We start from the raw sequence: 22,065 nt of genomic DNA, 5'->3' as shown, positions 1-22,065 counted from the left end.
TAAGTCGGTTACTTTATTCTTCGAGTTCGGGCGAATAGACGCATACGCGATTTCGGCCCTCATGCTTGGCACGATAGAGTGCCTTGTCTGCCTGGTCGACCAGCAGCTGAGTGTGCTGATCATCGACGATCACTTCGGCGCAGATCCCTATACTGATGGTGAGCGGAATAGCCTGCTCTCCCCATGCCAGTGGCAACTCACAGACGGTGCTGCGCATCAGCTCCGCCACCTGTAGCGCCCCGTCACAGGAGGTATTCGGCAGTATCATAGCAAACTCTTCACCACCGAAACGTGATACCAGATCACTTGGGCGTCTTAATTTTTCCTTTAGCGCCTGGGCTATGGTCTTGAGCGCCTGATCCCCGGCCAGGTGGCCATAGGTGTCGTTGATCGCCTTGAAGCGGTCGATATCTATCATGAGGATCGCCAGCGGCGTCTGCTGACGACGACTCAGGCGGCCTTCGGCCTGTAGGCGTTTCTCGAAGGCGGCGCGGTTTTTCACGCCTGTGAGACTATCGACCGTGTTTTGTTCGGTAAGTTTCTGGTTGGCCTCATTTAATTCTCGAAGTGCGATCTCGAGCTCTAACGTGCGCTCCTGCACCATCTGCTCCAGGCGTTCGTTGCTGTCGGCCTCGATCTGCAGCGCCTCCTCCCGGGCCTGACGGATCCGCTGGGCCTGCAGCAAGGCTTCCTGCTGGATCTTGAGCTTGGCCTTACGCTCGTCGTTGTAGCGAATCGCCAATACCGCCGCCATGAAGACGATTTCGAAGCTCAGGCCGACCATTATCGGTGTCTGATGCATGATAGGCAGGTAGATGACCCCCAGATACATCATGGCGGTAACGAAGGAGCCTATTAGCATCCCAGACCAGGCCAGGGTGTAGAGCCTGGCCAGCTTGTGGCCTCGCAGGCTCAGCAGCAGGGCGATCAGCATCAGCATGCTGGTGGTGATCAGCACGGCGACTATGTTGACCTTGAGGGCCACAGAGTAGCTTAAAAACGGCGTGACCAAGGTGAGAAACAGCCCGGTAGCGGCGCTGTAACGACAGAGCCTCAACATCTTGAGGTTGTGGTACTTGAGCTGCAGCACCTTCTCGGAAAACATCAGCACGAAGGTGAGGGCGATCGGGATCAGTATGGGGATCATCACCGCCTGCAACACGGGCCAGTTGGGCCAGAGATAACGGAACGACAGGCCGTGAAGGCTGGCCACCAAGAGGGTCACCGACAACACATAGCCAGAGTAATAGCTGTAACTGTAGGAGCGCGAGGTGAGTGCGATAAACAGGCTAAACAGGCCAATCGCCATCAGGGCGCCCAGCTGGAATCCCTGATAGAGGGACTGTGTCTCCGTGGCCTTGACGATATGGTCCGGCGACAGCAGGGAGATGGGCAGGTTGGCACTGCCCTCGGTATCGACCCGAATATAGAAGCTGTGCACTACCTCGGGCGCCAGTTCGAAACGATAGAGGAAATCGTTGTTGATGATGGGCCGTTGGCTGAACGGATAGCTGTCGCCCATCTCCAGGTGAACTGTCGGCTTACCTCTCTGTAGGTGGTACAGGCTGACCCTATTCAGGTGCGGGTTGCCCAGCTTGAGATATCGCCGCATCTGGGTATCAGTGGCGTTGTAGAGGCTTATCTTGACCCAGAAAGGCTCTACCCCCAGGTGCTGGTTAAATTCCGGGGTCAGTCGTTGCCAGTGGCTGGAGCTTAGCTTGCTGACCTGCTCCAGGCTGGTCAGCGAATCATCTTGCACATAATAGAGCCAGGAGGCGAGCTCGATAGACTGGTTTTTATTGACCGCCAGCAGCGACTCCCCTTGGCTAAAGCCGGGGAAGCTCAGGGTGATAAGCAGTAACAACAGCTTAAAGGGGCTCATAGTCCGCTTCTAGGCCGAAGAAGGCGCAGCTGTTGTGATAGGCCTGACGGGCAAAGGCCTCCTCAGTTTCGCCCCTGAGCTGGGCGATGACCCGGCTGATGTAGGGCAGGTATTGCGGCTTGTTCTTGCTCGATTTCGGCTTGGGTCGCATGCTGCGAGGCAGCAGATAGGGACTGTCGGTTTCTATCATGATGCGCTCGGCGGGAATGTCGACCACCAACTCGGCCAGCTCTTGGCCACGGCGCTCGTCGCACACCCAGCCGGTGATCCCTAAGTGCAAATCTAACTCTATGTAGCGCTCCAGGCTGGCGCGGTTGCCGGTAAAGCAGTGCAGTAGAGCACCCTTCAGATGCGGGCGATAGCGCTGCAGTATGGCGGCAAAGTCCTCATGGGCATCGCGCTCATGCATCAGCACAGGCATCTCCAGCTCGACGGCCAGGGCCAGCTGGGCCTCGAAGGCCTCGCGCTGTTTCGGTCGGGGCGAGAAATCACGGTTATAGTCCAGGCCACATTCGCCGATGGCCACAACGCCTGGCTGCCTAGCCAGCTGTATGAGTCGATCACGGCTAGTGGCGTCCCACTCGCTGGCATGGTGCGGGTGCACGCCCGCCGTGGTGTAGAGGGCGTTTGGATAACGGGCGATGCAGGCGATCGCCTGCTGACTCTCGTCTAGGCTGGAGCCAATAACAATGAGCGGCGAAACCCCATGGGCCGCCGCATCACTGATTAGCGTGTCACATTCTTGTTCTAACGGGCTGCCAACCAGGTTGACAGCTATGTCTATGTAGCTGGGCATTAGTCGATGCGCTTGACCCTGATGGTGGCGTTAGTGTCATCTTTACCCAACAGGAAAGAGCCTAGGGCGCCCTTCTCGATAAATACGGTTTCACCCGCCTTAACCTTGAAGCGATTGGTGTCATTCTGTTTCCAGACCTGGCCATTGTCGAAGCTGATGGTCAGGATGCCACGGGGATTCTTCTTCACCGACTTGACCGTCATGACAATCTTTTCGACGTCGGCTTTATCTTCCTTGTAGACCTTACCGAAACTGGCTTCTGCCGAAGCGGGTGTGCTGGCAACTACGGCTGCTGCCTGTGGTGCTGGCTTAGGTTGTGCTGCAGGAGCGGGTTTAGAGACGGGCGCCATATGGCTGCTGGTTTGAGACTTATTGCCTACCTTGGCTGCCAGGTTGTCGTAACAGATCAGTCTGTCTAGCTTGTCCTGTTTTGCCGCACATTGGCTGAGTTGCTGCTCGATACCGGCAGAGGCGTTGAGTGAGAAAAGAAGAGTGGAGAGTGCTATCCAGCTGGTCGGTGCCGCAAAACTTAAGCGCATATAGAGTTCCTTTTTATTATGGAGGGCTCGCGGCGAGACAGGCTGATGATGGGGTAATAAATAACAACAAGCTATCCGTTGCCGGATAGCTTGCAGCAAGATTCTGTTTTATTACTCAGCGTTGTCTTGCTCGGAGAGCTCGTCTTCGTCAGAGTCCTTTTTACTGTAGAAACGCGCGGCAATCAATCCCCCCTCAAACAATATCAGCATAGGCACGGCCAACATGGTTTGTGAGATGATATCTGGCGGCGTTAACAGCATGCCGACCACGAAGGCGCCGACAATAATATAAGGACGTTTCGCCCTGAGATCTTCAACCGTAGTAACCCCCGCCCAACAGAGCAAGATCACAGCGATCGGGATCTCGAACGCCAGACCGAAGGCGAAGAACAGCTTAAGCACAAAGCTCAGGTAGCTGCTGATATCGGTCGCCACCTGCACCCCTTCGGGGGCCACGCTGGTGAAGAAGCCAAACACCACGGGAAATACTATGTAGTAGGTGAAGGCGATACCCAGGTAGAAGAGTATGGTGCTGCTGGCCAGTAGCGGCACCATCAGACGCTTCTCATGCTTGTAGAGGCCTGGCGCGATAAAGGACCAGATCTGGTACAAGACATAGGGAATGGCGATAAAAAACGCTAGGATCAGCGTCAGTTTAAAGGGAGCAAAGAAGGGCGCGGCCACATCGGTCGCAATCATACTACTGGACTCGGGTAGCGCCTGCATAAGCGGCGTGGCCATGTAGTGATAGATATCGTTTGCCCAGTAGACTAAGCAGATAAAGACCAGGAGGACACTGCCAATGGCTTTGAGCAACTTGTTGCGTAACTCAAGCAAGTGGCTGATTAACGGCTGCTGTTGCGACATGAACTACCCGTCAGATTTTTCGGTTGAATTGCTGGCCTTGGCTGTCGTGGTCTCTGCAGGTTTCGCCTCGCTGCTGGCGGGTTCGCTGCCAGTGGCAATATCTTCTACCTTATAGGGACGATTAACAGATTGGGCTGCTTCTTTTAATTGATCGATTGAATCCTGTAACTCGGGAGAGAGGTTCTTTAGCCCCTGGCTTTCCGCCTTCTTAAGATCTGCGTGCAGCTGCTCAATTTTAAGCTCTTGCTCCAGCTCGTCTTTTACCGAGTTAGCCATGCGCTTCATGGCACGAATCCAGCCTGTAATTGAGCGCACTGCGACCGGTAGTCTTTCGGGGCCGAGTACGACCAGCCCCAAAACACCAATCAACAGCAGCTCCATAAAGCCGATACCGTCGAACATAAGGAGTTACGCCTGTTCTTTATCCTTGGACTCAGTCTTTTTCTCTTCAGTCTGAGCTGTTTTTTCTGCGCTGGTGTCTTCGATAGCCTTCTTCTCATCTTCAGAAGACATAGCATTCTTGAAGCCTTTAACAGCACCGCCGAGGTCACCACCTAGAGAGCGCAATTTCTTAGTTCCGAAAAGCAAAACAACGATTAAAGCAATGATAAGAAGTTGCCAAATACTGATGCCACCCATGTAACTTTCCTCTTGATGTAATACTGGTCCTATTATGACCCTTTGGTTATTTAGTGCTAGCTAAAATTTGCGATTCTTTGGTCTAGATCGCCATCCGAGTAACCACAAGGTTGCGCCGATGCCGATACAAGCATAAGAGGCCCATAGTGTAGCGTTTTGAGAAAACAAAATACTGCCACAGATCACTAAAACTGCTGATGTGATTAAAAGGTAGTTGCTTTTATGGGCTTTTTGTTGCTGCTTCAGGTAGCGATCAAGCAGCTGATTCTGGCTATTGACGAAGTTTTTACCCATTTTCAGGTTGTCATAGACCAGTCCAGGCAGCTCCGGCAGCTTATCTGTCCAATAGGGGAACTGCTTCTTGATCTTCTTCGCCATGCCTAGAGGACCCATCTGCTCGGCCATCCAGCTTTCCAGGAAAGGCTTGGCCGTCTGCCAGAGATCCAGCTGAGGATAGAGCTGACGTCCCAGGCCTTCGATATAGAGCAGGGTCTTCTCCAGCAGCACCAATTGCGGCTGCACCACCATGTCGAAACGGCGCGCGGTGCGAAACAGCTCCAGCAGCACATGGCCGAAGGAGATCTCATCTAAAGGCTTGTTAAACATGGGCTCGCACACCACCTTGATCGCCTGCTCGAAGGCGACTAGATCTGTGTCGGCCGCCACCCAGCCCGACTCGATATAGAGCTGGGCGATACGGGTATAGTCGCGGTTGAAGAAGGCGAGGAAGTTCTCCGCCAGGTAGCGCTTATCCTGCTCTGTTAACGTGCCCATGATGCCGCAGTCCAGCCCTATGTAGAAGGGATCCTCCGGATGCTCGGTACTGACAAAGATGTTGCCGGGATGCATGTCGGCATGGAAGAAGTTGTCGCGAAATACTTGGGTGAAGAAGAGCTCGACGCCGCGTTCGGCCAACAGCTTGAGGTTAGTGCCCTGGGCTTCCAGTGCCGCCCTGTCTGACACGGGCACGCCATAGATGCGCTCCATGACGATCAGGCGGGTAAAGCAAAATTCTTCATACATCTTAGGGATGTAGAGGGCGCCCGAGTCGATGAAGTTGTTTCTGAGTTTGATGGCGTTGAGGGCCTCGAGCTTGAGGTTCAGTTCACCTTCAATGGTGGTGCGATAATCCTCTACCACCTCGGCGGGGCGCAGGCGGTTGCCGTGGCCAAGCAGGGTTTCCAGTACCTGGGCACTCTGGGTCATCAGCAGCAGGTCGGCGTGGACCTTCTCTTCCACATTGGGTCTGAGCACCTTGAGCACCACCTCTTCGCCGTTAGACTTGAGGGTGGCGGTATGTACCTGGGAGATGGACGCCGAGGCCAGTGGCGTGTCGTCGAAGTTATCGAAATAGGTCTCTATGGGGGCGCCGAGTTCGGCCTCTATCTGGGCGCGGGCGATGGCGGAATCGAAGGGGGGCACCCTGTCTTGCAACATGGCGAGCTCTTCGGCCCACTCATCGCTGAGCAGATCCCGGCGAGTCGACAGCATCTGGCCGAATTTGATGTAGACGGGGCCCAGCTCCTGCATCGCCAGCTTGAGACGCTCGCCGCCCACCTTGTCTTTATGTTGGTTGGTTAACCAGAAGAAACTCCAGCGTAGCAGCCTGAAATACCAGGGTTTGAGCTTAGCGGGGATAAGATCATCCAGACCATATTGAAGCACCGTCTTTACGACTTGGTATGCGCGCCGCATGCTTTTGATTGTCATCTGTTGCTGTTTGCCTTGTTTATGAGTCGCTCAATCCGTTGGCTTAAGGCGTTGGTATCTGCCTCAAGTTGCTCGATTCTATCACTAAAATGCACAAGTTCTATCTTGTGGGGGCTCAGGCGATATTCTTCTGTGGCCAGCTGGCCCATATGATCCCAGCTCTTGCTCAGTACCTGACTCAGCTGTTGTTTCAGCTGCTTGGCGCCCTCGGTGAGCAGGTGAGTCGGCGCATCGCCTATGTAACGCGACAGAGGTTCGGCAAAGTCGAACTCCACCTGCTGCATGAAGTGGCTAAAGCTCTGTAGCAGGTTGAGATCCCCTTCCAGAGTCAGCTTGTCTTGCTTGATCAGCTCGGTAAGGTTGGCGCCTTCGGTGAGCTTATAGAGGGTGGTCAGATCGGCATACACCTTGGTGGTCACCTCGCCATCATACTGGCTAAAGACCTGAATCTCTTTGGCAAAGAGTAGGTAGATGGGCCAGCCCAGTTGGCTGAGTTCGAGGCAGAGTACTCGCCCCTGCAGGTTGTGGAGTTTGGCGTAGGCGCCGGGAGACTGCTGAGTCACTTTTTTGAGTGCGGTTTCGAGGGCCGCACAGATCAGCAATGCAATTTCACGTTTCATGCGTTACCTAAGACCTGAGAATCATTGGCTGCTGGGCTCATCATCAACTGATGACGGCGCAAAGGTGACGCTATTCTACACTAAACTGGCGACAAAAGGGCTAGGTAAAAATGTCATTTATTCAGTGAGATTGAGGCGAGGCGGCCAAAGTAGGCGACAACAAATAGGCGACAACAAAAAGGCCCCGATTGTGCGGGGCCTCTTTCGGTATAAGAATTGGTATTCGAACCAATATTAGAACTTGTAACCCTTGTGCAGGGCGACGATACCGTCTGTCATATTGGTGTATTCCACCTGCTCGAATCCGGCATCTACCATCATTCCTTTAAGGGTTTCCTGATCCGGATGCATGCGGATAGACTCGGCCAGATACTCATAGCTGCCGGCATCCTGGGTGATGATATCGCCCATTTTAGGCAGTATCTTGAAGCTGTAGAGATCGTAGACCTTACGCATCAGGTCGTGCTGTGGCTTAGAGAACTCGAGGATCAGCAGCTTGCCACCTGGCTTAAGCACGCGCAGCATAGAGCGGATCGCCGCATCCTTGTCGGTCACGTTACGCAGACCAAAGGCGATGGTGATGATATCGAAGTGGTTGTCTGGGAAAGGCAGCGCCTCGGCGTTTGCCTGCACATAGTTGACGTTACCCACAACGCCACGGTTACGCAGCTTTTCGCGGCCCACTTTCAGCATGGAATCGTTGATGTCGGCCAGGGTCACCTGACCTGTGTTACCCACGATATGGGAAAACTTGGCGGTTAGGTCGCCTGTGCCACCGGCGAGATCCAGTACCTTCATGCCCGGACGCGCACCCGCACTCTCTATGGTAAAACGCTTCCACAGACGGTGAATACCAAAGGACATGACATCGTTCATGATGTCGTATTTGGCGGCGACCGAGTGAAAGACGTCGGCCACTAGGTCTGCTTTCTTCTCAGCATCGACCGTCTTATATCCAAAGTGGGTACTGTTTGAGCTGCCCTCTGACATTACTGGCTTCCTGTTTATTGCTGCTGTTAACCGCGAGTGTAAGTGATTGACTCAGTTTGCTGAATCATTGGTCTATCACTCTGTGATCGATGTAAATAATCCGTGCACAATTAATTGAAAAATGCGTGATAGCGCAGAGTTTCAACCAGAGTTTCAAAAACGAGGAGCGCATTACAGCACAATATTAGCAATATGCCAAATGCGCAGAGTGACTTACCCCAGGGGATGTTGTGCCAGTCGTCCCTGGATATAGGCGTAGATCAGCTCGCCGATGCTCTGGCCCGTCTCCCGGCGACCGGCCTCGACACCCGCCACGTGACAGCTTGGCGCCGCCTCGGCCAGATGCAGGTAAGCGGCTGGCGTCTTGCTGGCCACCTGATTCACATAATAGAGGGCGTCGAGTAGGGGGATCCCCGCCGCGGTCGAGGCGCTGCTGGGCATGTTAGTGATGGCGTCGAGATCCAGCTCCAGCGCTACCGGCAGATCGCTGGCGTTGAGGTCCTCGACTATCGTCTTGAGCGCCTGCTCCAGGCTTGTCTCGCGTCTGACCCAGATAGCCTGTAGCGTGTGCCACTTGCCGCCGAAGGCCGTTAGCTGCTCCAGGGTCTGCTGACTGTTTTTCAGCTCGTGCAGACCCAGCACATGATAGTGTCCCAAGGCGCCGCTGGCGGCGGCATAGCTGAAACCATTGCCGCTGTGGCGACCCTCTCGCGGGCGAAAGTCTGAGTGGGGGTCTAAGTTAACCGCCGCTACCATTTTACCTGTCGCCTGCTTGGTGGCCATCAAGAGGCCGTAGGCGTTGTTATGCCCGCCGCCGATCACAATCGGCTCCAGCCCGGCGGCCATGATCTCGCCGACTATCTCGATTACCCGCTCATCTAACTTGTCGACGTTCTCTCTCAGGGCCTGCGCGCTGCTGCCTTCTGGCAGTTGTAGATCGTCTGTGGCGATCTGCCCCAGCACCAGGCAGTGGCCGCCGTCGAGAAACTGGTTCGACTGAAAGTTGCAAAACTGCGCCATGGCGGCCTCGAAACCATCGACGGCGCCGCCGCGTCCCAGGTTGGCCCTGGGGCCGATATCTTCGCCTATGCCAAGGATGACGAAGCGCACCCCGTCGGCCTTGGCATTGGCCAGCTGCTCGCCGAGTGGCGTCTTGCCTTCATAACAATGAATTGTCTGGCCTATCTTGGTTTCGCCCTCGCGCTTGGCGACAAAGCCCTGGCAACGCTCGGCGGTAAATGGGATTAGGGTTTGCATTATGGGTTCTGTTTTTTGTTGTTGATGCAAAGGTGGGGTAATTTTAATGGATAAAATTTAGAAAAGTTTGATTTTTTTGTGGGCTGCACAAATTTCAGTTTTTTGGATTAGTCGTGTTTGGTGATGTTTTCATTTGTTGAGTCAATTTGAAGGTCGTACCTTCATGGCAACCTATCACCTGCGGTGGGCTTATGTGCAAACACTATTTTGGCACGCTGTGAATATGTCCCTATACGCTCCACGGCGGCTTCCCTGCCGCCGAGGGCCAAAATCGTGTTTACACTGGGTATCCAACGTCTCTTCGATTTCGCCTTACTTAGATGATATTGAGACAAACTATTCTTTTTAATAAAAAACGCGCGAAAATGTGACTGAACATGTTGATTGCTGCCTGATCAATAGCTTAATGTGTAACCAATTAAGGACAGAGCTAGGCGAACTCGAATCAAACATCGACTACGTCTTTCAGGGAAGGAAAAGTCAACCACCATGCGCCAACCAACGCCCTCAAAAGTTTACTCTGACCCCATTCATTTACATGCTTGGTCTCCTACCATACAAGGTAGCGTACCTTGCAAGGTCTCACTAATAAGTTGTTATGAAGCCAAAGGTATCTGATGAACCTAGAGTCTCTTTACGAAGAATATGTCCAAGCAAAATCGGTGAAAGAAAAAAGTGCCGGTCATCAGGCAATTCAAAAAGTGATAGGTAAGGTTGCTTGTAATTTTCCGAAGGATAATCCTGAGGCTTTAGCGTGGTTTACAATGGCTTTAACTCATGACAGTAAAAAATGGTTTGTCGCAAAGCTACTTGAAAAGGTAAATCCTGTACCTAAAGCACTGTTTGATGATTTGGTTTTTGCATCACTAATTGAGAATGATCCGAGTTTTAATAAATGGTTTATCGCACCATGCGTAAGAACGTTTGGGGTCGATGCAGTTAAATCGAGAATAATGACTTTTTCGGTACATCCTCAAGTAATTGAAAATGATGGTGTAACCAAAGTAATGTACTGGATTCCGAGGTTGGCTTCATAACCAGTTGCTCAAGTTTACTACGCCAGCTTCGGCTGGCTCCATGGGACTGGCATGTGGCGCCAGCCCCTTAGCAAAGCGTTATGTTTCAGGATGAATCATGGAGATACTCGTTGACTGGAAAAAAATTGAGAAAGAGGAGGATTTCTACAACATGTTCCTCCCCCAGGTAAAAGCGCCAGAGTGGCACGGGAGAAACCTTGATGCCCTGGCAGATAGTGTGGTTACTGGGGATATAAACTCAATTGAACCTCCATATACAATTCATAGTATCAATACAGGTACCGCTCCAGAACATATGGCTGAATTTCAGCTAAAAGTACTCGCCATCTTCAATGAAGGTGTTGCAGAAAACAGAGGCATTAAAATTGTCTCGGAATAAAAACATAACAAACAAAGGCAGCATCGCCCTGCGGGCTGGACGCGCTAACGCGCGCCGCTGCTTTGGGCGTTAGCAGTCAAAAGGAATTTTATGCTTTATTTATTTTTAGGAAATGCAATTGTTGGTTTGTTTATTCTTCTTGGCATACCAATGGAAGATAAGCTTTCTAGTGGCCAATACATATTTCTCATCGCCTTTTCTATCTTCATGGACCTTCTGCCAACCTTGGGCTATTTACTTGGACGGCGTTTATCTAAAACTACGAAAATTCATTGGGAAACTTTGCTTTTCCTAGGTGTTGTTATTGGCTTGTTTACACAAGTTATATTACCTGAACTAGGATTTGGCGTATCCGAAGATAGTTCACTCGAGTACGTTTCTGCCCTTTTATTTTTTTTAGTTGCTTTCATACCTCCAAAAATTGAAAAATGGAGGTTTAAATCGGCATGACTGCTAACAAGTCAATAAACTCGCTTACTTCGTTCGCTGGGACGCATACACGCGGGGTGGCTTCGCCATTATGCCCCTCGTGCCTGCGCCCGTTATCGGAAAGTTAGCCCATAGAAATTTTTATCCGAAACTGACAAGTTAGCGTTAAGGCCTTAACTCGGAAATGTCCAAAAACAAAATAGTTTTTAAGGGTTTTGGATATCCATTAAGGTCAAATCGAAGAGATGGAGAATTCGGGTGCAGGTGCGGCTGAGGCCTTCGATTTCAGGGATGAAATCGTAGAGCGCCCAGGGATGGGTCTACAGCGTGCCTCAGCAGTACCTGCACATAAGCCTGCCGCAGGCAATTGATACATCATAAAGCTATGGTTTAAAGCTCTCTCTTAAACATCAAGCTAGTTTGAGGCAAAAAAGATAACGCTGTTCTTTACTGGCCGAAGGTATTTCGACATAACTATTGATTACAGTGAGAGATGGGTGGCCATCGATAGGCCACAAAAAAGGACGACTCATGGTCGTCCTTTTTGCTTTCAGGCTAGGGCTAACTTATCTAGCCTAAACAGGCAAGCCAAAATCATTAAGCCATTTCGGGCATCAGCTTAATCGATATCTAGAGGCTCGGGTGACAGGATGATGCCTGTGTTGTCGGCGTAGATATGGTCGGCCGGCAGGAAGGTGACGCCGCCGAAGTTAACCGGGATCTCCAGTTCGCCCACGCCGTGGCCGTCTGCGCCCACAGGGATAGAGGCCAGGGCCTGGATGCCAATGTCCAGATCTTCCAGTGCGTCGACATCGCGCACCGAACCATAAACGATAATGCCTTCCCAGTTATTTGCCACGGCGATCTCGGCGATGCTCGCGTCGACCAAGGCGCGGCGCAGAGATCCGCCACCATCGACCAGCAGTACTTTGCCTTCACCATCCTGTTGCAGAACCTCAGCGATTAATCCATTGTCTTCGAAGCATTTAATGGTGCTAATTGAACCGCCGAAAGAGCTACAACCACCGTAATTACTGAACATGGGTTCAACAACATCGACCACATCAATGTAAGTGTCACAAAGTTCTGAGGTGTTGTATTCCATAAGTCATACTCCTGTAGAGAGGCATTTTACTGGGATAAATCAGCAATATATTGTTACCAGCCAGTATATAAGGGATTCTTAAAAAGAAAAGCGTTATAACTCACGCTATTGGCGATAATAGCGGCGTTTGGCTAACTTGTTGTAATCTTTCTTACATTGCTTTCTTATTGTGCAAAAAACATGACCAAGGTCATTAAATAACGTATTTTAATTACAAGCTGGGGCTAAATTTGTTAGCATGTAGGCAGTAACGATTAACTTAACTTTAACTTGCTTTAGGGGCACGGATCCCCCAGTTAGCTTATGGATGGCAGAGGGCCTTAAGAAGGTGCCTTATGGAAGCTTCAAACACAATTGAACTAATTGGCTATTCCGCCTCAGTAATGGTGGCTATCTCTTTGATGATGAAAGATATAGTTTGGCTAAGATGTCTTAACTTTACCGGTTGTGCACTGTTTGTGATCTACGGGATCTACATCTCGGCCTGGCCGGTTGCCGGCATGAATGCCTTTGTTGCCTGTATCAACGTCTATCACCTAGTGAAGCTGTTCCGTGCCAAGACTCAGGTGGGTAAAACCGCCGAGGCCTAGTGCCTGCTGAGCTTTGCTGTCATAAATATTTAGGCTAGATGTCACCTAGGCGTCATAGCGAGTTTTTAGGCTCCTGATCATATCATCATGATCCGGAGCCTTTTATGTTTCAGACCTTAGCTAAGCTAGATCGTCAAGCCTTTGCCGCGATCAACGCCTATGGCGTGGCTTACCGTCTAAATCCTAAGGCCAGAGTCATCTCGGCCACGGGCGACGGACCATATTATCTCTATCTGTGTGTGCTCCTACTGCTGCTCGATGGGCGCGGCGAGACACTGTTCAACGCGGCGCTCACCGCCTTCATCATAGAGTTGCCTCTCTATCTGGTGCTGAAGAACAGCATTCGGCGCACGCGCCCCTGCCATCAGTCGCTGCCCGGCGGCAACGGTCTGATGCTGACCTTCGAGCCGTCAGACAAGTTCAGCCTGCCATCGGGCCACACGGCTGCGGCATTCGTGATGGCCAGTGCCATCGCCTGGTGTTATCCCACTTTCGCCTGGCTCGCCTTCGCTTGGGCCACGGCTATCGGTGTTTCGCGTATCATCTTGGGCGTGCATTACCCGCTGGATATTCTGGCTGGTGCCCTTCTGGGCGTGACGAGTTGCTACCTGGCATTACCTCTCGTCGGTCAATAAATCACTAGCAGGAGTCAGCACAAACATGCGTATTCTTTACGGTGTGCAAGGCACAGGGAATGGCCATCTTAGTCGTGCCAGAGTCATGGCAAAAGCCTTTAAAAATCAGCAGGTCGATGTCGATTTCTTCTTCTCGGGACGTGACAGTCAGCGCTACTTCGACATGCAGTGTTTCGGCGAGTACCGCACCCAGGCCGGATTAACCTTCGCGACCCAAAATGGCTGCGTCAGCATCGCCAAGACGGCGCTGCAGAACTCGGTGAGCGCCCTGGTGAAGGACGTACGCGGCCTGGATCTCAGCGGTTACGACCTGGTGCTTAACGACTTCGAGCCCGTATCTGCCTGGGCGGCGCGCATTCAGGGGGTGCCCTCTATCGGGGTGAGCCATCAGGCGGCGCTGCAATATGATGTGCCTAAGGTGGGCAACGGTTGGTTTAATCAGATGTTGCTCAACTACTTTGCCCCGGTCGATAGAGCGCTCGGCTGCCACTGGCACCACTTCGGCTTCCCCCTGCTGCCACCCTTCGTGGAGGTGAGCGAGGCGGTGGCCTATAACTCCCACGATATTCTGGTCTATCTGCCGTTCGAGTCGCCCGAAGATATTCATCAGCTGCTCAAAGACTTTAGCGAGTATCGCTTCTATGTCTTTCACGGCTCCGGCGCGCCTGCGGCGTGCGCCGACAATGTGATCTGGTCTGGCTTTAACCGTGAGGGCTTCAAGGCCAGGTTGGCCCAGTGCGGCGGGGTGATCGCCAGCGCCGGTTTCGAGCTGGCGAGTGAGGCGCTAACCCTGGGTAAGAAGCTGCTGGTGAAGCCGCTACACGGTCAGTTCGAGCAGCTGTCAAATGTGGCGGCGCTGGAACTGCTCGGCGCCGCCGAGAGCATGAAGTGGCTCGACCCCGCAGCGGTTAAGCGTTGGCTGCGGGCTTCCAAGCCAGAGCCTATCGACTATCCTCAAGTGGGCGATGCCTTAGTGACTTGGATCAAGCAGGGCAACTGGCATCAGGGAGAGCAGCTGTGTCAGGAGCTGTGGCAGCAGGTGGAGTTGCCCGAGTCCTGGCGCAAGAAAAGCCCCTAATCTGTGATTTTTTAGGGAGTTAATTCACTTTAAGCGTGGGGCATGCGGATCTCTGACTATACTCATTGGGTCGGATACTCATGGGAAAAGGACACCGCATGCTGGGCCTCACCTTAGCCAAACCCAAGCGGCTTACCATACGCGTTACCGTGGTGGGCACCTTTATCATCGCCACCCTGTTCACGGCCGTGGTGGCCATCGGCCTGCAGTATTATTTCAGCCAGCGTCTGGCCACCGAGGCCAGCCTCAAGCTCTACAATCAGAGCGCCGACAGCACAGGCAGTTACCTGAATCAGCTCGACAACCAGGCGATCAACACCACTAAGCTGGTGGCTAACTTCGAGGGCCTGTACACGACCATGGGGCTGAGCCAAGAGGCCAAGCAGGTGTTTAGCCAGGCGATGCGCTCGGCCAGGTTTATCTACGCCATCTATCTCGGCAGCCCTGATGGGGATCTGTTCGAGCTGGTGAATCTCGATGCCCATCCTATAGTGCGACGGCAGCTCAAGGCTTCCTTGGAAGATCGCTGGGTGATCATCAGCATTCAAGGTAAGGGTCAGGGGCGTATCCGCGCCTTTCATTACTTAGACGCCGACTTTAATCAGCGCGCCAGCCGAATGGAGCCCACGGATTACGACGCCAGCATCCGCCCCTGGTTTATCGACGCCCGCCCTGACAAGGTGTTTAAGACAGAGCCCTACCTGTTTCAGAACCTGCAGGCGCCGGGGATCACCTATTCGATCCGCCTGCCGGGTAGCGACGCCGTGCTGGCGGTGGATGTGGCCCTGTCGAGCCTGGATGACTATCTGGCGCAGCTGGGAAGGGGAGATACTCAAGATGGGCGCGAGGTCTATGTCTACCGCGCCAGTGGTGCCCTGGTAGCTTCCAATCGTCTGCAGGCGACTCAGGGGGAGATTCCCATGGCTAAGCCGCTGATCCTGACCCCAGAGGAGCAGGCGCTGGTGGCCAATACCCCGGCGCTTATCGCCTCTAACGAGACCGATTGGCCGCCGATCGATTTTGCCGTGGCCGGTCGCCCCATGGGCTACAGCATAGACGTGCTTAATCTGGTGGCCGAGATGACGGGGCTAACCATCAACTACAACAATGGCTTCACCTGGCCGGAATTTGTCGACAAGTTCAAGGCGCGGGAGATCAACCTGCTGCACTCTGTGCTGAACAGCGAGGCGAATCAATCGCTTGGGGTCTTTAGTCAGCCCTTTCTGACCATGCCCTTCGCCGCCGTGACAGGGCTGGATCAGGCGCCGATAAAGCATGTGGCCCAGCTGACGGGCAGGCGGGTGGCCATTCCCAAGGGCTGGTCGATCATCCCCATCATCAGACAGTATTTTCCCGAGATCGAGGTGGTCGAGGTGTCATCGACCCGGGGCATACTGCAGGCGGTGAAAGAGGGGCGGGTGTATGCGGCCATCGATAACAGCATAGTGCTGCACTACACGGCGCAGCAGTACTTTATCGACGATCTACAGTTTCACGAGGATCTGGATTACGCCCCCATCGATATTCACGCCGGGCTGAGCATAGTGATGCACCCGGAGAACGCCGACGTCATCGCGCTGATCGACAGGGCGATCGCCGAGATCAGCCCAGAACAGGTGCGGGCGCTACGCAACAAATGGTTTGCCGAGGGGCAGCAGGTGGCCCCGGCTAATGTGCAGGGCACTGTGCCCTACAAGGCGCTGATCGATCTCGCCGACGACCCCGGGCGGCAGAAGCAGCTTGTCGCCATCACGCTCAATGGCGAGCCCAGTTTTGTCTATGTTTCGCCGCTCGGAAGTCACGCCGCCGAGCAGGAGTTTTTTGCCATTCTGGTGCCCCAGGAGATGCTGCTGGCCTCTAGCTTGGATAAGGTGAAGAAGTCGATTGCCATCACAGGCCTCTGCTTGCTGCTGGCGCTGCCGTTTTCCTGGGTGTTTGCCTCTCCCATCATCTCACCGATAAAACTGTTGGCGCTGGAAAATCTCAAGGTGAAGTACCGCCGCTATGACGAGGTGACCAAGGTGGATTCCTACATCAAGGAGATCGATGAGCTGGCGATCTCCCTGGTGGATATGTCCGAGTCGATTCGCCAGCACGAGCAGGATCACAAGGCACTGATGGACGCCTTCATCAAGTTGATCGCTCAGGCGATCGATGACAAATCTCCCTACACCGCAGGTCACTGTAACCGGGTGCCCGAGCTGGGGCTGATGCTGGCCGAGTATGCGGCCAAGTCGGATCTGCCCGCCTTCAAGGAATTTCGCTTCAAGAACGCCGATGAGCACAGGGAGTTTCGCATCGCCGCCTGGCTCCACGACTGCGGCAAGATCACCACGCCTGAGCATATCGTGGATAAGGGCAGCAAGCTGGAGTTGATCTACAACCGCATCCATGAGGTGCGCATGCGCTTCGAGGTGCTGTGGCGCGACGCCGAGATCCATTGTCTCGAGCAGTGCCAGGCAGATCCAGAACATGAGTCCGAGCATAGAGCTGAGCTTGAGCGGCGCCGCGAGCAGCTGACGGAGGATTTCGCCTTTATCGCCGGGGCCAACGTGGGCGGCGAGTTTATGGAGCAGGCCGATATCGACAGGTTGAAGGCCCTGGCTAAAATCACCTGGCAGCGTCACTTCGACGATCGTCTCGGCCTGTCGCCGGTGGAGGAGCTGAATCACCCTGAATTTTCCGCCGAGGTCAGTCTGCCGGTGACAGAGCAGCTGCTGGCCGATAAGCCCCAGCATGTGATCGCCCGTCACCGCCCCGAGCTGTTCGATCCTAAGTTTGGCATCAAGATGACGGTACCCGAAGCGCTCTACAATCAGGGCGAGATCTATAACCTCAGCATCTCTCGCGGCACCCTGACCGATGAGGACAGGTTCAAGATCAATCAGCACATTACCAGCACCATCAAGATGCTGGAGAACCTACCCTTCCCGCCAGAGCTGGCCCGAGTACCCCGTTACGCCTCCACCCATCATGAGACGCTGAAGGGAACCGGCTACCCCAGAAAACTCACCGGCGAGGATCTGTCGATACCCGAGCGCATCCTGGTGCTGGCGGATATCTTCGAGGCGCTCACCGCCGCCGACAGGCCCTACAAGAAGGCCAAGCCGCTGAGTGTCGCCATCGATATTTTGCATAAGATGGTGCTGGACCAGCATGTAGATGGTGAGGTGTTTAAGCTGTTTCTCACCAGCGGCATCTATCTGGAGTACGCCGAGCGTTATCTGGCGCCGGAGCAGATAGACGAGGTGGATATCGAAAAATATCTGGTAGCTTAGCTTGTTGGCATTAGCGGTTGTTGGCATTAGCGCGTGGAGGAAGCCTGGATACTCATCTTTCAGGTAGAAAGGTAGCTTCCAGGCACTTATCGTCTAGGCAAGAAGATCTCTTCCAGGTAGTGAATCGAGGTCTCTCCCTGCTGCACCTTAGGATCGGCCAGCAGCGCCCTGAGTAGGGGCACATTGGTCTTAACGCCAGTGATCACCAGCTCATCCAGCGCGGTGCGCATGCGGGCAATCGCCTGAGCTCTGTCGTCGCCCCAAGCGATCAACTTGGCGATCATGGCGTCATAATAGGGCGGCACACTGGCGCCGGGGGACAGGTGGGACTCCCAGCGCACCCCCAGGCCGCCAGGCACCACGAGCCTGTCTATTCTCCCGGGGGAGGGGGCGAAGCTGGCGGGGTCTTCGGCGTTGATGCGGCACTCGATGGCGTGGCCCTGAGGCTGAATTAACGACTCTTGTAAGGCGAGCGACTCGCCCTGGGCAACTCGCAGCTGCTGCACTAACAGGTCCACTCCGGTCACCATCTCAGTGATGGTGTGCTCCACCTGAATGCGGGTATTCATCTCCATGAAGTAGAACTCGCCATCCTGATAGAGAAACTCCAGGGTACCGGCGCCGCGATAGCCGATGGCCTGACAGGCCTTGATGCAGCTTTCACTTATCTGCTGGCGCTGCTCGGGCGTTAACCCTGGCGCCGGAGCGGATTCAATCACCTTCTGCTGGGCTCTTTGCAGCGAGCAGTCACGCTCGCCCAGTGAGATGCAATGACCCTGATGGTCGCAGAGCACCTGCACCTCGATATGACGTGGCCGGGTGAGATATTTCTCCAGGTAGACGCCGCCGTTGCCGAAGGCGGCTTCGGCCTCCTGGCGGGTGAGTGCGATGGCCCCAAGCAGCTGGGCCTCATTCTCGACGACCCGCATCCCCTTACCGCCACCTCCTGCGGTGGCCTTGATGATCAGCGGGTAACCGATTTGGGCTGCGACCTTTAGGCTCTGGGCCTCATTATCGCCGAGCAGGCCGTCTGAGCCAGGCACGGTTGGCACGCCTGCGGCCTTCATGGCGGCGATGGCGCTCACCTTGTCGCCCATCAGGCGTATGGTGTCGGCCTCTGGGCCGATGAAGTGAAAGCCGCTATCTACCACCTGTTGGGCAAAATCGGCGTTTTCAGCCAGGAAGCCGTAACCCGGATGGATAGCATCGACCCTGGCGAGATCGGCGGCGCCTAAGATGGCGGCGATGTTGAGATAGCTCTCTTTGGCGGGGGCGGGGCCGATGCAGATCTGCTGGTCGGCGAGCCTCAGGTGGCCGCTATCTTTGTCGGCGCTTGAGTAGACGGCGACCGTCTTGATGCCCAGCTGGCGACAGGCGCGTATGATGCGCAGGGCAATTTCGCCGCGATTGGCGACCAGGACCTTGTCGAATCGACGCATCAAAGCTGTCACCCTAGCCTCCTGGAATTTGGTTTTGCCTCTATTTGATCATCATTATTCGATCACCATTAGAGGCTGATCGAACTCGACGCCATCGCCGCTCTGGCAGATAAGTGCGGTTACCACTCCAGCGTGAGGCGCCTGAATCTGGTTCATCATCTTCATCGCCTCTATGATGCAGACAGGCTCGCCCTGTTCGACCCGCTGACCCAACTTGACCAAAGGGACGGCATCGACTGCGGGGGCGAGATAGAAGGTGCCCACCATGGGGGAGCGCAGCAGCGTCTCCTCATCATAATCTTCCTGCTCGGACGGTTCTCCTGCATCGGGGGAACTCACGAGAGTGACGCCAGCCTTTTGCCCGCTAGCCGAGGCGGCTGGTTGGCGGCAGAGGCGAATCGACTCCTCGCCCTCCTTGATCTCCAGCTCGGTGATATCCGATGCCTGCACCAGTTCGATCAGTTTTTTTATCTTGCGAATATCCATGACAGGCTACTTCTCCTGGCTGGCTCTGACGCGGGCAATGGCCGAGTCCAGCGCGTAGCGATAGCCTTGTTCTCCCAGGCCGCAGATGACGCCGACCGCCTTGTCTGAGAAGTAGGAGTGATGCCTGAAGGCCTCCCTGGCGTGCACGTTAGAGAGGTGCACCTCGATGAAGGGGATGGCGACGCCGAGCAGGGCGTCTCTCAGGGCCACGCTGGTGTGGGTAAAGGCCGCCGGATTAATGATGATGAAGTCGGCGTCGCTCTGATGGATGGCGTCGATCAGCTCATGTTCGGCGTTGGACTGAATATGATCCAGGCTGGCGCCATGCTCGGCAGCGAGTAGCTTAAGCTGCTCGACGATCTGCGCCAGGGTGTGATGACCATAGTGGCCGGGCTCGCGTCGACCCAGCAGGTTGAGGTTGGGGCCGTTTACCAGGAGAATTTTCACCGCTTTACTCATGCACAACACCTTATGGATTCAGTCTTTTAAGTCAGATACCTGCAACTTAGCACACTTATCGGCGATTTTGGCGTCTCGTTAACAAAAATCAAGATGAGGCAAAGAGTGAGGACGGATTAGAACTGCTTCTGCCTGAGGGCCTTGGTGGCGCCGCGCTGTTTCTTGCTATCGACCCGTCTGCGCTGGCTGGCCTTGGTAGGCTTGGTGGCGACACGTTTCTTGGCGGTGTGGCCGACGCTGGCCACCAGGGCGATAAACTGTTCCAGCGCCGTCTGACGGTTGGCGTCCTGGCTGCGGCTGGCCTGACACTTAATGATGATCTTGCCGCTCTTGGTGATGCGGTGGTCTGCCTTGGCGAGCAGGCGGTGCTGGTAAAACTCCGGCAGCGAGGATTGGCGAATGTCGAAGATCAGCTGAGCCGCGGTGGAGACCTTGTTGAGGTGCTGGCCACCGGCGCCGCTGGAGCGGATGAATTGCCATTCCAGTTCGTTATCGGCTATTTGGACGCGCTGAGAGATCTTTATCAACTGAGGGCTCGCTTGTCGGCATGTTCGGCTTATTTGATCTAGACCTGTATCATTGGCTAGTCAAAATGATGCAAAATGGTCGCCAAATTAGGCGCCTTCTCGGAGTGTGAGTATGTTATGTCAAATCGCCGATATCACCAATGGGGTGATCAGTTTATTTGCCAGCGGGCGATTGTCGACCCAGGACTATTGCAACAAGATAGTCCCCATCATTGAGGAATATCAGCAGGCCTCGGGTAAGGTGTGCCTCTATATCGAGGCCGACGTGCTGCTGGAAGGCTGGGAGAGCCAGTCACTCTCGGGCGTGGGTGAACTGCAACTGCCCAGGTTCGATGCCTTGGTGTTGGTGGGCGGGCCCGATTGGTTTGGTAACGCCGTGCGTCTCATGGGCCCCTTTATGCAAGGGGAGGTGGCGTGGTATGCTCTCGAGGATAAGCCCCAGGCTATCGAGTGGATCACCGCTAAGTTGAGTTGTCCACTGGTGCGCGAGTCTTAGGCTCGGTGACTGGGAACAACATTATCTGACCTCCTAAAGGAATATCTTCATGTTAAAATCTTCACTCTCTTTGACGTCCGCTGCACTGGCCCTGGCTCTGATGGCGTCACTTTCTGGTTGTGCTCCCGAGGTTGGTAGCGAAAAGTGGTGTAAGCAGATGGAAGATAAGCCTAAGGGCGACTGGACGGCTAACGAAGCCGCCGACTACACCAAGCACTGTGTATTCAAGTAATTCCTTAGCGGGTGGCAAGTGTGATCTGGCTGGCATGACAGGAGGAACCTCCTGTTAATTTAGCGGTAGCCGTGGAACTATTTGCCACCCCTTGAGTCTGATTACTAGACCTTTTTACGCTTTTTCCCCTTTGGAGTTTGCTTGAGTCTCTTCTTTCGACAACTGGTTCACAAGATTGCCTTGATGATGATAGCCGTGGTCGCACTGCAGTTTGCAGGGGCCAATCTTGGCGCGCATCAGTTGCATCTTGGCAGTCACGAAGAGGAGAGCGAAACCCATCCCCATCTGCAGTTTACTGCCGAAGTGGTGAGCCTGGCTCAATGTGTCGATTGCCAATGCGCCTTCGATGAGCCCGAGCTAGAGACGCCACATCAACACCAGATCAGCAAGACAGAGACTCAGACCTTCGATCTCTGCCTCGACTGCCAGTGTCATGGTGGTCACGTGACCTTAGTGTCTCAGCTGGCCCTGACCCCTTCTGTGCCCGTGAGCGATGAGCCCGCGAGCGCCAGATTGCACTACCTGCCACCAGAGCAACAAGCGGCCTATCGCCCACCCATCTACCTTTCTTAATCTTCTGAAAATAATGCCTTTT

25 protein-coding genes are annotated in these 22,065 nt (G+C 54.2%); 10 read left to right on the top strand and 15 right to left on the bottom strand.

Features of this window, described 5'->3' with window-relative positions; all coding sequences use genetic code 11:
- Positions 1-13: 13 nt before the first annotated feature.
- From K0H81_RS17600 to K0H81_RS17555, 10 genes are all read right to left on the bottom strand, one after another.
- Positions 14-1,882, bottom strand: coding sequence for a sensor domain-containing diguanylate cyclase (locus tag K0H81_RS17600; RefSeq protein WP_220059170.1), 1,869 nt, complete (start codon positions 1,880-1,882; stop codon positions 14-16).
- A complete protein-coding gene (locus K0H81_RS17595; protein WP_011867176.1) occupies positions 1,869-2,678 on the bottom strand; it encodes a TatD family hydrolase in 810 nt (269 codons plus the stop codon). The genes K0H81_RS17600 and K0H81_RS17595 overlap by 14 nt, the downstream gene beginning before the upstream one ends.
- Positions 2,678-3,217, bottom strand: coding sequence for a hypothetical protein (locus K0H81_RS17590; RefSeq protein WP_220059169.1), 540 nt, complete (start codon positions 3,215-3,217; stop codon positions 2,678-2,680). The genes K0H81_RS17595 and K0H81_RS17590 overlap by 1 nt, the downstream gene beginning before the upstream one ends.
- Before the next feature lie 111 nt (positions 3,218-3,328).
- Positions 3,329-4,084 (bottom strand): twin-arginine translocase subunit TatC, encoded by a 756-nt coding sequence (gene tatC, locus K0H81_RS17585; RefSeq protein WP_011867174.1) that lies wholly within the window; start codon positions 4,082-4,084, stop codon positions 3,329-3,331.
- A gap of 3 nt (positions 4,085-4,087) precedes the next feature.
- On the bottom strand, positions 4,088-4,486 hold the full coding sequence (tatB, locus tag K0H81_RS17580; protein ID WP_011867173.1) for a Sec-independent protein translocase protein TatB: 399 nt from the start codon (positions 4,484-4,486) through the stop codon (positions 4,088-4,090).
- A gap of 6 nt (positions 4,487-4,492) precedes the next feature.
- Positions 4,493-4,723 (bottom strand): Sec-independent protein translocase subunit TatA, encoded by a 231-nt coding sequence (gene tatA / locus K0H81_RS17575; protein ID WP_011867172.1) that lies wholly within the window; start codon positions 4,721-4,723, stop codon positions 4,493-4,495.
- Positions 4,724-4,783: 60 nt separating this feature from the next.
- Entirely contained in the window at positions 4,784-6,433 is a 1,650-nt protein-coding gene (gene ubiB, locus K0H81_RS17570; protein ID WP_220059168.1) for a ubiquinone biosynthesis regulatory protein kinase UbiB, read from the bottom strand.
- The gene (locus K0H81_RS17565; RefSeq protein ID WP_220043455.1) at positions 6,430-7,053 is read right to left on the bottom strand and encodes a ubiquinone biosynthesis accessory factor UbiJ; all 624 of its coding nucleotides are present in this window, start codon (positions 7,051-7,053) and stop codon (positions 6,430-6,432) included. Before K0H81_RS17565 ends, ubiB begins: the two co-directional genes overlap by 4 nt.
- Before the next feature lie 234 nt (positions 7,054-7,287).
- Complete coding sequence (gene ubiE, locus K0H81_RS17560; protein WP_011867169.1) at positions 7,288-8,043, bottom strand: bifunctional demethylmenaquinone methyltransferase/2-methoxy-6-polyprenyl-1,4-benzoquinol methylase UbiE; 756 nt, start codon at positions 8,041-8,043, stop codon at positions 7,288-7,290.
- 213 nt (positions 8,044-8,256) lie between these two features.
- Positions 8,257-9,300, bottom strand: a complete 1,044-nt coding sequence (locus K0H81_RS17555; protein WP_220059167.1) for a formimidoylglutamase — start codon at positions 9,298-9,300, stop codon at positions 8,257-8,259.
- A gap of 617 nt (positions 9,301-9,917) precedes the next feature.
- On the opposite strand from K0H81_RS17555, the gene K0H81_RS17550 reads away from it, so the two are divergent.
- The 3 genes from K0H81_RS17550 to K0H81_RS17540 all read left to right on the top strand — a co-directional run bounded on the left by K0H81_RS17550 (position 9,918) and on the right by K0H81_RS17540 (position 11,166).
- Entirely contained in the window at positions 9,918-10,337 is a 420-nt protein-coding gene (locus K0H81_RS17550) for a hypothetical protein (RefSeq protein WP_220059166.1), read from the top strand.
- Positions 10,338-10,434: 97 nt separating this feature from the next.
- The gene (locus K0H81_RS17545; RefSeq protein ID WP_220059026.1) at positions 10,435-10,716 is read left to right on the top strand and encodes a barstar family protein; all 282 of its coding nucleotides are present in this window, start codon (positions 10,435-10,437) and stop codon (positions 10,714-10,716) included.
- A gap of 90 nt (positions 10,717-10,806) precedes the next feature.
- Entirely contained in the window at positions 10,807-11,166 is a 360-nt protein-coding gene (locus K0H81_RS17540; protein WP_220059165.1) for a hypothetical protein, read from the top strand.
- Between the two features lie 598 nt (positions 11,167-11,764).
- Here the strand turns inward: K0H81_RS17540 and rraA are convergent.
- Positions 11,765-12,250 (bottom strand): ribonuclease E activity regulator RraA, encoded by a 486-nt coding sequence (gene rraA, locus K0H81_RS17535; protein WP_220059164.1) that lies wholly within the window; start codon positions 12,248-12,250, stop codon positions 11,765-11,767.
- 335 nt (positions 12,251-12,585) lie between these two features.
- Here rraA and K0H81_RS17530 point away from each other — a divergent pair, with 335 nt between their 5' ends.
- The 4 genes from K0H81_RS17530 to K0H81_RS17515 all read left to right on the top strand — a co-directional run bounded on the left by K0H81_RS17530 (position 12,586) and on the right by K0H81_RS17515 (position 17,831).
- Positions 12,586-12,840 carry a YgjV family protein gene (locus K0H81_RS17530; protein WP_011867165.1) on the top strand — a complete coding sequence of 85 codons (255 nt, stop codon included), beginning with the start codon at positions 12,586-12,588 and terminating at the stop codon, positions 12,838-12,840.
- A gap of 104 nt (positions 12,841-12,944) precedes the next feature.
- On the top strand, positions 12,945-13,475 hold the full coding sequence (locus K0H81_RS17525) for a phosphatase PAP2 family protein (protein WP_220059163.1): 531 nt from the start codon (positions 12,945-12,947) through the stop codon (positions 13,473-13,475).
- A 25-nt stretch (positions 13,476-13,500) separates the two neighbouring features.
- Positions 13,501-14,553, top strand: a complete 1,053-nt coding sequence (locus K0H81_RS17520) for an MJ1255/VC2487 family glycosyltransferase (protein ID WP_144202609.1) — start codon at positions 13,501-13,503, stop codon at positions 14,551-14,553.
- Positions 14,554-14,633: 80 nt separating this feature from the next.
- The gene (locus tag K0H81_RS17515; protein ID WP_220059162.1) at positions 14,634-17,831 is read left to right on the top strand and encodes an HD domain-containing phosphohydrolase; all 3,198 of its coding nucleotides are present in this window, start codon (positions 14,634-14,636) and stop codon (positions 17,829-17,831) included.
- Between the two features lie 86 nt (positions 17,832-17,917).
- Here K0H81_RS17515 and accC read toward each other — a convergent pair whose 3' ends face one another.
- The 4 genes from accC to arfB all read right to left on the bottom strand — a co-directional run bounded on the left by accC (position 17,918) and on the right by arfB (position 20,742).
- Positions 17,918-19,270 carry an acetyl-CoA carboxylase biotin carboxylase subunit gene (accC, locus tag K0H81_RS17510; protein WP_220060888.1) on the bottom strand — a complete coding sequence of 451 codons (1,353 nt, stop codon included), beginning with the start codon at positions 19,268-19,270 and terminating at the stop codon, positions 17,918-17,920.
- A 54-nt stretch (positions 19,271-19,324) separates the two neighbouring features.
- Positions 19,325-19,756, bottom strand: coding sequence for an acetyl-CoA carboxylase biotin carboxyl carrier protein (gene accB / locus K0H81_RS17505; RefSeq protein WP_220059161.1), 432 nt, complete (start codon positions 19,754-19,756; stop codon positions 19,325-19,327).
- Between the two features lie 6 nt (positions 19,757-19,762).
- A complete protein-coding gene (gene aroQ, locus K0H81_RS17500; RefSeq protein ID WP_220059160.1) occupies positions 19,763-20,215 on the bottom strand; it encodes a type II 3-dehydroquinate dehydratase in 453 nt (150 codons plus the stop codon).
- A gap of 116 nt (positions 20,216-20,331) precedes the next feature.
- Positions 20,332-20,742 carry an alternative ribosome rescue aminoacyl-tRNA hydrolase ArfB gene (gene arfB, locus K0H81_RS17495; protein WP_220059159.1) on the bottom strand — a complete coding sequence of 137 codons (411 nt, stop codon included), beginning with the start codon at positions 20,740-20,742 and terminating at the stop codon, positions 20,332-20,334.
- Positions 20,743-20,854: 112 nt separating this feature from the next.
- On the opposite strand from arfB, the gene K0H81_RS17490 reads away from it, so the two are divergent.
- From K0H81_RS17490 to K0H81_RS17480, 3 genes are all read left to right on the top strand, one after another.
- Positions 20,855-21,238 carry a SpoIIAA family protein gene (locus K0H81_RS17490; RefSeq protein ID WP_011867157.1) on the top strand — a complete coding sequence of 128 codons (384 nt, stop codon included), beginning with the start codon at positions 20,855-20,857 and terminating at the stop codon, positions 21,236-21,238.
- Positions 21,239-21,287: 49 nt separating this feature from the next.
- Positions 21,288-21,470, top strand: coding sequence for a DUF3012 domain-containing protein (locus tag K0H81_RS17485; protein WP_011867156.1), 183 nt, complete (start codon positions 21,288-21,290; stop codon positions 21,468-21,470).
- 141 nt (positions 21,471-21,611) lie between these two features.
- Complete coding sequence (locus tag K0H81_RS17480) at positions 21,612-22,043, top strand: hypothetical protein (RefSeq protein WP_220059158.1); 432 nt, start codon at positions 21,612-21,614, stop codon at positions 22,041-22,043.
- Positions 22,044-22,065 lie beyond the last annotated feature (22 nt).

It is taken from the genome of Shewanella halotolerans, assembly GCF_019457535.1.
Classification (GTDB): Bacteria; Pseudomonadota; Gammaproteobacteria; order Enterobacterales; family Shewanellaceae; genus Shewanella; species Shewanella halotolerans.
Note: the sequence above shows the minus strand (reverse complement) of the source record. Positions and strands in the feature narration are given on the sequence as shown.

Coding starts and splice junctions, on each gene's coding strand:
- K0H81_RS17520 (WP_144202609.1), top strand. CDS start 13,501: ATGCGTATTCTTTACGGTGTGCAAGGCACAGGGAATGGCCATCTTAGT.
- rraA (WP_220059164.1), bottom strand. CDS start 12,250: ATGGAATACAACACCTCAGAACTTTGTGACACTTACATTGATGTGGTC.
- tatA (WP_011867172.1), bottom strand. CDS start 4,723: ATGGGTGGCATCAGTATTTGGCAACTTCTTATCATTGCTTTAATCGTT.
- K0H81_RS17540 (WP_220059165.1), top strand. CDS start 10,807: ATGCTTTATTTATTTTTAGGAAATGCAATTGTTGGTTTGTTTATTCTT.
- K0H81_RS17600 (WP_220059170.1), bottom strand. CDS start 1,882: ATGAGCCCCTTTAAGCTGTTGTTACTGCTTATCACCCTGAGCTTCCCC.
- K0H81_RS17515 (WP_220059162.1), top strand. CDS start 14,634: ATGGGAAAAGGACACCGCATGCTGGGCCTCACCTTAGCCAAACCCAAG.
- K0H81_RS17550 (WP_220059166.1), top strand. CDS start 9,918: ATGAACCTAGAGTCTCTTTACGAAGAATATGTCCAAGCAAAATCGGTG.
- K0H81_RS17595 (WP_011867176.1), bottom strand. CDS start 2,678: ATGCCCAGCTACATAGACATAGCTGTCAACCTGGTTGGCAGCCCGTTA.
- K0H81_RS17565 (WP_220043455.1), bottom strand. CDS start 7,053: ATGAAACGTGAAATTGCATTGCTGATCTGTGCGGCCCTCGAAACCGCA.
- K0H81_RS17485 (WP_011867156.1), top strand. CDS start 21,288: ATGTTAAAATCTTCACTCTCTTTGACGTCCGCTGCACTGGCCCTGGCT.
- ubiE (WP_011867169.1), bottom strand. CDS start 8,043: ATGTCAGAGGGCAGCTCAAACAGTACCCACTTTGGATATAAGACGGTC.
- K0H81_RS17530 (WP_011867165.1), top strand. CDS start 12,586: ATGGAAGCTTCAAACACAATTGAACTAATTGGCTATTCCGCCTCAGTA.
- K0H81_RS17490 (WP_011867157.1), top strand. CDS start 20,855: ATGTTATGTCAAATCGCCGATATCACCAATGGGGTGATCAGTTTATTT.
- accB (WP_220059161.1), bottom strand. CDS start 19,756: ATGGATATTCGCAAGATAAAAAAACTGATCGAACTGGTGCAGGCATCG.
- K0H81_RS17590 (WP_220059169.1), bottom strand. CDS start 3,217: ATGCGCTTAAGTTTTGCGGCACCGACCAGCTGGATAGCACTCTCCACT.
- K0H81_RS17525 (WP_220059163.1), top strand. CDS start 12,945: ATGTTTCAGACCTTAGCTAAGCTAGATCGTCAAGCCTTTGCCGCGATC.
- K0H81_RS17545 (WP_220059026.1), top strand. CDS start 10,435: ATGGAGATACTCGTTGACTGGAAAAAAATTGAGAAAGAGGAGGATTTC.
- K0H81_RS17555 (WP_220059167.1), bottom strand. CDS start 9,300: ATGCAAACCCTAATCCCATTTACCGCCGAGCGTTGCCAGGGCTTTGTC.
- tatB (WP_011867173.1), bottom strand. CDS start 4,486: ATGTTCGACGGTATCGGCTTTATGGAGCTGCTGTTGATTGGTGTTTTG.
- aroQ (WP_220059160.1), bottom strand. CDS start 20,215: ATGAGTAAAGCGGTGAAAATTCTCCTGGTAAACGGCCCCAACCTCAAC.
- accC (WP_220060888.1), bottom strand. CDS start 19,270: ATGCGTCGATTCGACAAGGTCCTGGTCGCCAATCGCGGCGAAATTGCC.
- ubiB (WP_220059168.1), bottom strand. CDS start 6,433: ATGACAATCAAAAGCATGCGGCGCGCATACCAAGTCGTAAAGACGGTG.
- tatC (WP_011867174.1), bottom strand. CDS start 4,084: ATGTCGCAACAGCAGCCGTTAATCAGCCACTTGCTTGAGTTACGCAAC.